A 7,501-nucleotide genomic window follows, 5' to 3' on the forward strand; every position below is an offset into this window, starting at 1 on the left:
CGGTTCCCTTGAAGTTGACACAGTCCAACCAGTACATCATGTTACCGATGCGAGGGAACGGCTTGTTCATCATTGTCGGAGCGCCCAATGCGATTGCCTTGGAGTCGAGAATGTCAGTGATGACATCATCCGGACCATCCTCCTGCATGAAGTACATTGCCACTTCAACGCCTTCGCTCATGATTCCTTCAGCAATCTGGTAAGCCAATTTCTCGGTTGAATGGTGCATTGTATCATAAATCACAGTGATTTTGTCCTTGCATACTCCTGAACCCCATTCTGAGTATTTCTCAACGATAGGGGCAGGATTGGTCCAGATTTGACCGTGACATGGTGCAATCATCTTGATTTCATTAATCAATCCATTGTTGGTCAACTCATCAAGCTTCATCCTGAGCATTGGTGAGCCGAGTGTCACAAGGTTAGCATAATATTTCTGAGCTTCCCTTAAAAGATAATCCACTCCATAATCAGAATCGAATCTTTTGGAATGAGCAACGTGCTGGCCGAAAGCGTCATTTGAGAACAGTATGCCCTCTTCCGCTAGGAAAGTGAACATGCTGTCAGGCCAGTGAAGCATCGGTGCGGAGATGAACTTCAAGGTCCTGCCGCCAATGTCCAGTTCGTCACCGGTTGCAACTGCATTGATTTGCAAATCACCGAAATTATGATATTGTGCTTCAAGGAAGTTTATGCAGTTTTGTGAAGCATAAATTTCAGCATCAGGATTATATTCCTCAATTGTTTGTCTTAGGAAAGTGGAATGGTCCATTTCAGAATGGTTCTGAACAAACACGTCAATCTTGAAATCCTTGCCTTCCTGTTCGAATGCGTCCTTTACCCTTGCATCGAACTGCTCGAACATTCCCCTGTAAACGTTATCAATCAATACTGTCTTTTCCTCTCCGAATACCAGATATGCATTGTAGGTGGTTCCTGGAATGCCGTATCCGTGGAAAGTTCTGCTATGCCAATGGATAACTCCAACCCAGTAAACACCATCTGCCATTTTTACTGCTTTTGCTTTCATTAATATAACCTCAAATAATCTAAGTTATATAAATTTATATTCTAAGTAATATATAAAATATTATATGACAAAAAGAATCGATTTACACATGCACAGCCTCTTCAGCGACGGTGAACTCCTGCCGTCCGAGCTTGCAAGAAGAGCATTGAAACTCAACCATGAAGCAATAGCAATCACCGACCATGTTGACTGGTCAAACGTTGAAACAATACCAGCAATCCAAGATGCAATAGATGACATAAACGCAAACTGGGACATTACAGTAGTCCTTGGAGCTGAAGTGACCCATGCACCATGCGAGTCAATTGACGGAATCGCCGAAAGGGCAAAGGAACTTGGCGCCAAAATCGTAGTTGTTCACGGCGAAACACTTAACGAACCAGTGACTCCCGGAACAAACCGTGCAGCAGTCGAGTCAAAGCACGTGGACATCTTAGGCCACCCAGGTTTGATAACTCGTGAAGAGGCCGAAATCGCAAAGAAAAACGACATATACTTGGAGATTTCCGCACGCAAAGGCCATTGCCTTGGAAACGGCCATGTCGCCAATATTGCACGTGAAGTCGGAAACAAGCTGCTTGTAAACACTGACACCCATTCACCTGACAACATCATAACCTTCGACAAGTCCTATCAGATCGCCTTAGGCGCCGGATTGACACATGAAGAGGCTTTAAAAGCAATTGTTGACAATCCACATGAACTGTTAAAAAAGAAGAATATACTTTAATTATTGAGTGAAAACTCCAATAAGTCCACGCATTCCCTAATGCACAATTCATCGCTCAATGCATTAAACGCCTTGATGAAATCCCTATCAGCCGTTATGAACTTGAGATTCAACCAGGGATTGTTGATACAGTACTCGTTTGCATCGAAAAGAATGTCTTCATCCTCCCCATGAAGATATTCTCTAAGATTCTCATTTTCAATCTTATCTAGAAAAAAAATGTTTCAAATTCAAATTTTTTACGACTAAAAACATCATTGACCTCTTTTTGAACATTTGCAGAGTAATGAATTTTATCGCTTTTGAAAACTAACAATTGAGAAGATTCATTCAAGTCATCTAAAGAAAAAATGTATCCTATAATTACATTTGTATCTAAAAAAGCATTCATGATATCACCATAGGATGTTAGTCACTTCTACGATTAATTCTTCATATTCATCATTATATTCAAAAATTCTTGTGTAAAAAAAATCCTCTTGATTATCAAGATATGCGAAAAATTTATCGTAATACTCATCATAGTGATTATTATCAATCAATTTAACATGAACCAAGTTGAAAAAATTAATTAACAAATCATCAATAAATGATAAATGGATTAAAAATAATTTAATATCATTTAACATGTAATTAATCATTCTTTGAATGGATAAGAAGTGAATTAATTCTTTTTTTAATGAGTCAGATGTGTTTAAAATAGACACTATTTCATCCATTGATTTATTGATAATTTTTAATTCGTTTAAAAATTCATCATCATTGGAGTAAATTTTCACTAATTCATCAATTGACTTGTCTTTTCCAATTTGAATATTTGAAAAAACATCATGTATTTTTTCATATATGTCTTTTAGGGTATCAAAATTATTCATTCTATTTACATACATACTATCACGAACAATGGTATTTTGAGTGTATAATGATATGTCATTCATTATATTAAAAGTAGTATGTTTTAAATGAGGTAATTATTTCACTGTCAGACAATTTTTTCTTAAAAATAAAAAAGAATTATTTTAAGACTTTATATGTTAAAATCAAGTCTTTTCCAAGGGCATATGAATCTGTAAGTTCCAGTCTGACAGCATCATCCATCAGGTCAAAGCCTTCACCGTCAAAGAAAGTCTTCGCATTGGCTCCTCCAACAACCATTGGGGCCACGCATATCCTTATTTCATCAATGAGGCCTGCCTTGATCATTGAGAAGTTAAGGGTTGCTCCCCCTTCAAGCATGAGCTTTTCAATGCCTTCCTCATGAAGATAACTCATCAATAGGCTCAGGTCAACTCTCTTGTCGCCTGAGAAGAAAAAGTCGACTCCGCGCTTCTTGAATGTTTCATACCTGTCGGTGACCATAAAATCGTACTTGTACTCGTTGGCACCGGCAATTATTGTTCGGGCATCCTTGTTGGTGATTCTGGCAGCTATCGGAGTGCGGCATTTGCTGTCCACCACTACCCGTACGGGATTGTCCTCGCTCTTGGCGTCAATCTTGTGCACTGTCAGTCTAGGGTCATCGGCAAGTACTGTTCCGATTCCAACCATTATTGCATCGCATTCCTTTCTAAGATCATGAACCCTTTCCAAATCCTCCTTGCCGGAGATGTTGCTGCTTCCGGTTCGGGTTGCTATCTTGCCGTCCAGTGTCATTGCTGCATTCAATATAACATATGGCCTCATCATTTTTTCACCTCTTATATATGGTAGAACATTTCCTTGATTTGCAGGAAATTCATTAGTGTCTGGTTTTCAAGCATTCCCGGCATCACCAAGGCAACCATTATGCCTATAACACCAAAGACTATGCCTATTGCCCAGATTATTTTAACTGCATCCTTCTCGGCAATCGGCCTTCTCAAGACAAGTCTGATCAGTGACTTGAACCCTTGCTCTGGACGCACGAGTTTTCCCTCATCGTTCAATTGTGTCGGCTTCTGCTGCTGGCGGTTCATGACACCGGCTGAGTAGAACTTCAATGCGGCGTCGATTATGTTCGGCATCAGGACTATAAATGCTATAAGCTTCACCCTTCCGATGAATGCAATGCATATTATTGCCGCTCCGATAATCAGCGTACCGGTGTCTCCCGGGAAGATCTTGGCCGGGTAGCGGTTGAAGTATAAAAATGCAATCAGTGCACCGAGCATGCTCATTGAAATGATGGTCACATCGTATTTTCCAAGTATTATGCATGCTATGGTGAGTGATGCCATTGAAATGACTCCCAAGCCTGATTCTATGCCGTTCAAGCCGGCGAGCATGTTGGTGAGGTTTGATCCGATTGACAATGCTATTGGAATGGTTATCAGATACAGCAATCCCACGTTCGGCGGAGCAGCCCATATTAGCGGCAATCCTGCCAGGAAAAGGAAGAAGAACTTGCCCCTTGATGAGAGTGCCAGAAGGTCGTCTATGATTCCGATTATCCCGACAAGCAGTATCACGACAAGCACAACAACCAATGGGAATGCCAGTATCTCGTGCATGTATATTCCGGAAAACATTCCCAACGTGAAACCGAACAGTATTCCGAAACCACCCATTTCGGCCACTACAGGTTTCCATGACTTGTGAATGTCTTTTCCGACAATGTCTGCCTCTTCGAGTTTCTTAATCATTTTCGGCATAACCAGTCTGGTTACGAAAAATGATAGTAACCCGCAGATTATGGCTATCGCATACAATGGAAGTTGTGGTAAAATTATCATATTTAAATATCTTTTATTACTGGTTAAAATAATTAATCATACTAAAAAGTTTTATTAATCAAAAAATAAATTTAATAATCATGTCAAGACAAGATAAAATCGTAAAAACAAGCATTATAGGGATTGTCGTCAACCTCATACTGGTTGGCTTCAAGGCTTTTGTCGGCATCGCCACCAATTCAATCGCAATCACATTGGATGCAGTCAACAATTTGACTGATGCATTATCATCAATAATTACAATCCTGGGCGCCAAGCTGGCCAACAAGGCACCTGATAAGGACCATCCCTATGGTTATGGTCGTATCGAGTATTTCTCATCCGTAATCATTGCAGCCATCGTGTTGTGGGCGGGAATCACTGCACTGATGGAGTCATGGCCGAAGATATTCCATCCGGACGTGACCAGCTACACCACCGTATCATTGGTGATCGTTGCCGTGGCGGTGGTTGTGAAGATTCTTCTGGGCCAATACGTGAAGCGCATCGGAAAGGACATCAACTCACAGGCGCTTGTGGCCTCCGGAAGCGATGCGCTTTTTGATGCGATACTTTCACTCTCAACATTGGTTGCGGCCATAATCTCCATTTTCTTCCACGTTTCCCTTGAGGGCATACTGGGAGTCATTATTGCAGTAGTCATCATAAAGGCAAGTATCGACATGCTCAAGGAAACACTGGACAGCATGATCGGAGCAAGGGTGGACTCCGAGCTTTCCCGCAAGATCAAGGAGTCAATCTGTGAAATGCCTGAAGTCTACGGCGCCTATGACTTGAGCCTTCACAACTACGGACCTGAGGACATGCAGGGGTCAGTTCATGTTGAAATCGATGACACACTCACCGCATTGGATATTCAAAAGCTGACAAGGAGGATTTCAGCCAAGATATTCAAGGAATTCTCAATAATACTCACCGTTGGAATCTACGCTCACAACGATACCTACTCCAATATCCGTGACGATTTATACAATATCGCATCCAAATACCCTGAAGTCCTGGAGATACATGCCTTCATCGTCTATGAGGAGGAAAACCTCATCACTTTCGACATCATCGTTGACTTTGACGCAGACCGTGAAAGCGTCAAGCAGAAGATATTGGAGGAAATCAAGTCACTGCACCCTGAGTTCAACTATCATATGATTGACGATTATGATGTGAGTGATTAATATACTAGATTGAACAAACATATTAATTAAGGTGATTAGATGGACAATAAGAATATTCTTTTAATTGGTATAATCATCTTGGTAATTGCCCTTATAGCAGTTGGAGCATACATTTCCATGACTGAAAACCAGCATGGAAACCCGTTAAGCAATGCAACCAATCAGACAAACGGCACTGTCAACAATACCACAGACGCCATCATGATTGATGAGAACGGCAATGTGACCAATGACACTGTTGTTGGAGACAATTCCCCAAGAAACGACACCAATACAAGCAACAGCACATATAGGGTTTACAATCCGCAATCTGATTCATACGTTACCGTTATCGGTGAAGGCTATGATGATGAGGTTGACAGATGGTATACCTATGACACTGACGGTGTAAGATATTATAACACTAGGATTAACCATTAATCCTAAAACTTTTTCTTTTTTTCATTTTAACAGGTATTTTTGAGTGTGAGGGCACTCGTATATGCATTTTCCACAAATCAACTTATCCATGCTGAACTTTTCAAGGCAAATCCTATGGACATACTCTTCGCATTTCCTGTCGTCATAGAAATCATTTCTATTCAATTCAACACTCCAGTTCAACCCTCTTATGGCTTCGGCAGGGCATGTCTGTTTGCATGTCATGCATTTTCCGCAGCTTGATTCCAGTATTGGCGTGCCGCAATCCAATGGGGCATCGGTGAGGACTGAAATCAATCTTAGGGCGGAACCATATTTTCCTGTTACGAATAGTGCTGATTTCCCAATCCAGCCGAGACCTGCACGGGTCGCAATGGTTTTGTGAGGAAGCTCGAAACTATTATCCTCTCCAAAATCCATTCCCAATCGCTTTCGGGTTTGCGCATATGCTTTAAAACCATGCTCAATCAGGTATTCTTCACACAATAATCCCAAATCATCCAACTGCTCATTCAGGTAATCATAATACTTTAAATACTCCATGCTTGGAGCGTCCCTGATTGTACGGATAATCTCTCTGGGGTATGTCATGTAGAATACTATTCCATAATCCAATCCCTTTTTGGGCGTCACATCACTGATGTCTGCGTAACCGACCTCATTGGCACCGTTATCCAATAGGAATTGCCTTAAGTGGTTCATTTTTTATCCTCGTAGCTTTTGAACTTCTCTAAAAAATTAGTCAGCTCCTCATTTATTTGACTGAGGGTCACTATCGGCTTGTGGTTCAGGAGGCTGTTCAACGCTATCAGCAAAGGTATTGCCTCGCCGACTGTGACGTTCTTAAAAGCCAGATCCTGATAGGTGATTTTGAAATTGCCGTTCAAATGCTCGTCTATTCTAAGGCCATATGGAATGAAGTCAATTTCACCCTTCTCGATTAGAAGCTCAAGGTCCTGTGTTCCCTCGAGGATATCGCTAAATTCAACCTTTTCCTTTTCATAGATCGGTTCAAGGAACTCGTAATGGATGTCATAATCGTATAGGGCGTAATCCTTGAAGTATGACTCGACCATGAGGTAGTTGATGAATAGTTCATGATTCAAAATAGAGTATTTCTTGTTGTTGAGGATGAATTCCATAATTAATGTTGTGTTAAAAAAAGTATAAAAAACTAGTTATATGATCATAACTAGTCTTCTTGTGGAGTGAATTTCTTGATTGATATCTGGGTGAACTTGCGTATGAAGAATTTCGCCCAGATGTATCCGACTGTTCCTCCAACAAAACAACCAAACACCACTCCCGCATAGATTCCTGTCAATCCCCATCCGAAGATGAAGCAGAAAATGTATGCGAACACCGTTTCAAGTATCAGTGACCTTAAAAGAGTGATTAGAAGCGAGTACACTCCCTTACCGACTCCCTGAAACATCAT

The 7,501-nt window shown here is 41.0% G+C and carries 10 protein-coding genes and 1 pseudogene; 3 read left to right on the forward strand and 8 right to left on the reverse strand.

Annotated features, from left to right (window positions below):
* Positions 1–1,030, reverse strand: a 1,030-nt coding sequence (locus QZU77_RS09925; RefSeq protein WP_295603655.1) for an FprA family A-type flavoprotein, incomplete at its 3' end; no start/stop codon positions are given.
* Positions 1,031–1,094: 64 nt separating this feature from the next.
* Between QZU77_RS09925 and QZU77_RS09930 the strand changes: the two genes are divergently transcribed.
* Positions 1,095–1,760 carry a histidinol phosphate phosphatase domain-containing protein gene (locus QZU77_RS09930; protein WP_295603657.1) on the forward strand — a complete coding sequence of 222 codons (666 nt, stop codon included), beginning with the start codon at positions 1,095–1,097 and terminating at the stop codon, positions 1,758–1,760.
* Positions 1,761–1,968: 208 nt separating this feature from the next.
* Here the strand turns inward: QZU77_RS09930 and QZU77_RS09935 are convergent, their stop codons facing one another.
* The 4 genes from QZU77_RS09935 to QZU77_RS09950 all read right to left on the reverse strand — a co-directional run bounded on the left by QZU77_RS09935 (position 1,969) and on the right by QZU77_RS09950 (position 4,471).
* A complete protein-coding gene (locus QZU77_RS09935; RefSeq protein WP_295603659.1) occupies positions 1,969–2,151 on the reverse strand; it encodes a hypothetical protein in 183 nt (60 codons plus the stop codon).
* A gap of 4 nt (positions 2,152–2,155) precedes the next feature.
* Positions 2,156–2,650 carry a hypothetical protein gene (locus QZU77_RS09940; RefSeq protein WP_295603661.1) on the reverse strand — a complete coding sequence of 165 codons (495 nt, stop codon included), beginning with the start codon at positions 2,648–2,650 and terminating at the stop codon, positions 2,156–2,158.
* 124 nt (positions 2,651–2,774) lie between these two features.
* Positions 2,775–3,443, reverse strand: coding sequence for a 2,5-diamino-6-(ribosylamino)-4(3H)-pyrimidinone 5'-phosphate reductase (locus QZU77_RS09945; protein WP_295603673.1), 669 nt, complete (start codon positions 3,441–3,443; stop codon positions 2,775–2,777).
* 14 nt (positions 3,444–3,457) lie between these two features.
* On the reverse strand, positions 3,458–4,471 hold the full coding sequence (locus QZU77_RS09950; RefSeq protein ID WP_295603663.1) for a multidrug transporter: 1,014 nt from the start codon (positions 4,469–4,471) through the stop codon (positions 3,458–3,460).
* Positions 4,472–4,551: 80 nt separating this feature from the next.
* On the opposite strand from QZU77_RS09950, the gene QZU77_RS09955 reads away from it, so the two are divergent.
* Both QZU77_RS09955 and QZU77_RS09960 read left to right on the forward strand, forming a co-directional pair.
* On the forward strand, positions 4,552–5,643 hold the full coding sequence (locus QZU77_RS09955) for a cation diffusion facilitator family transporter (RefSeq protein WP_295603665.1): 1,092 nt from the start codon (positions 4,552–4,554) through the stop codon (positions 5,641–5,643).
* Positions 5,644–5,682: 39 nt separating this feature from the next.
* Positions 5,683–6,063 (forward strand): hypothetical protein, encoded by a 381-nt coding sequence (locus QZU77_RS09960; RefSeq protein ID WP_295603667.1) that lies wholly within the window; start codon positions 5,683–5,685, stop codon positions 6,061–6,063.
* A gap of 21 nt (positions 6,064–6,084) precedes the next feature.
* Here QZU77_RS09960 and QZU77_RS09965 read toward each other — a convergent pair whose 3' ends face one another.
* The 3 genes and pseudogenes from QZU77_RS09965 to QZU77_RS09975 form a co-directional block, all read right to left on the reverse strand.
* A complete protein-coding gene (locus QZU77_RS09965) occupies positions 6,085–6,765 on the reverse strand; it encodes a hypothetical protein (protein ID WP_295603669.1) in 681 nt (226 codons plus the stop codon).
* The gene (locus QZU77_RS09970; RefSeq protein WP_295603671.1) at positions 6,762–7,205 is read right to left on the reverse strand and encodes a hypothetical protein; all 444 of its coding nucleotides are present in this window, start codon (positions 7,203–7,205) and stop codon (positions 6,762–6,764) included. Before QZU77_RS09970 ends, QZU77_RS09965 begins: the two co-directional genes overlap by 4 nt.
* A 50-nt stretch (positions 7,206–7,255) precedes the next feature.
* Positions 7,256–7,501 (reverse strand): annotated as a pseudogene (locus tag QZU77_RS09975) (MATE family efflux transporter); the annotation flags it as partial.

It is taken from the genome of uncultured Methanobrevibacter sp., assembly GCF_902774605.1.
In the GTDB taxonomy this organism is placed as follows: domain Archaea; phylum Methanobacteriota; class Methanobacteria; order Methanobacteriales; family Methanobacteriaceae; genus Methanocatella.

Excerpts from the sequence above, each read along its gene's own strand:
- QZU77_RS09930 (WP_295603657.1), top strand. The coding sequence starts at position 1,095 with ATGACAAAAAGAATCGATTTACACATGCACAGCCTCTTCAGCGACGGT.
- QZU77_RS09935 (WP_295603659.1), bottom strand. The coding sequence starts at position 2,151 with ATGAATGCTTTTTTAGATACAAATGTAATTATAGGATACATTTTTTCT.
- QZU77_RS09940 (WP_295603661.1), bottom strand. The coding sequence starts at position 2,650 with ATGTATGTAAATAGAATGAATAATTTTGATACCCTAAAAGACATATAT.
- QZU77_RS09945 (WP_295603673.1), bottom strand. The coding sequence starts at position 3,443 with ATGAGGCCATATGTTATATTGAATGCAGCAATGACACTGGACGGCAAG.
- QZU77_RS09950 (WP_295603663.1), bottom strand. The coding sequence starts at position 4,471 with ATGATAATTTTACCACAACTTCCATTGTATGCGATAGCCATAATCTGC.
- QZU77_RS09955 (WP_295603665.1), top strand. The coding sequence starts at position 4,552 with ATGTCAAGACAAGATAAAATCGTAAAAACAAGCATTATAGGGATTGTC.
- QZU77_RS09960 (WP_295603667.1), top strand. The coding sequence starts at position 5,683 with ATGGACAATAAGAATATTCTTTTAATTGGTATAATCATCTTGGTAATT.
- QZU77_RS09965 (WP_295603669.1), bottom strand. The coding sequence starts at position 6,765 with ATGAACCACTTAAGGCAATTCCTATTGGATAACGGTGCCAATGAGGTC.
- QZU77_RS09970 (WP_295603671.1), bottom strand. The coding sequence starts at position 7,205 with ATGGAATTCATCCTCAACAACAAGAAATACTCTATTTTGAATCATGAA.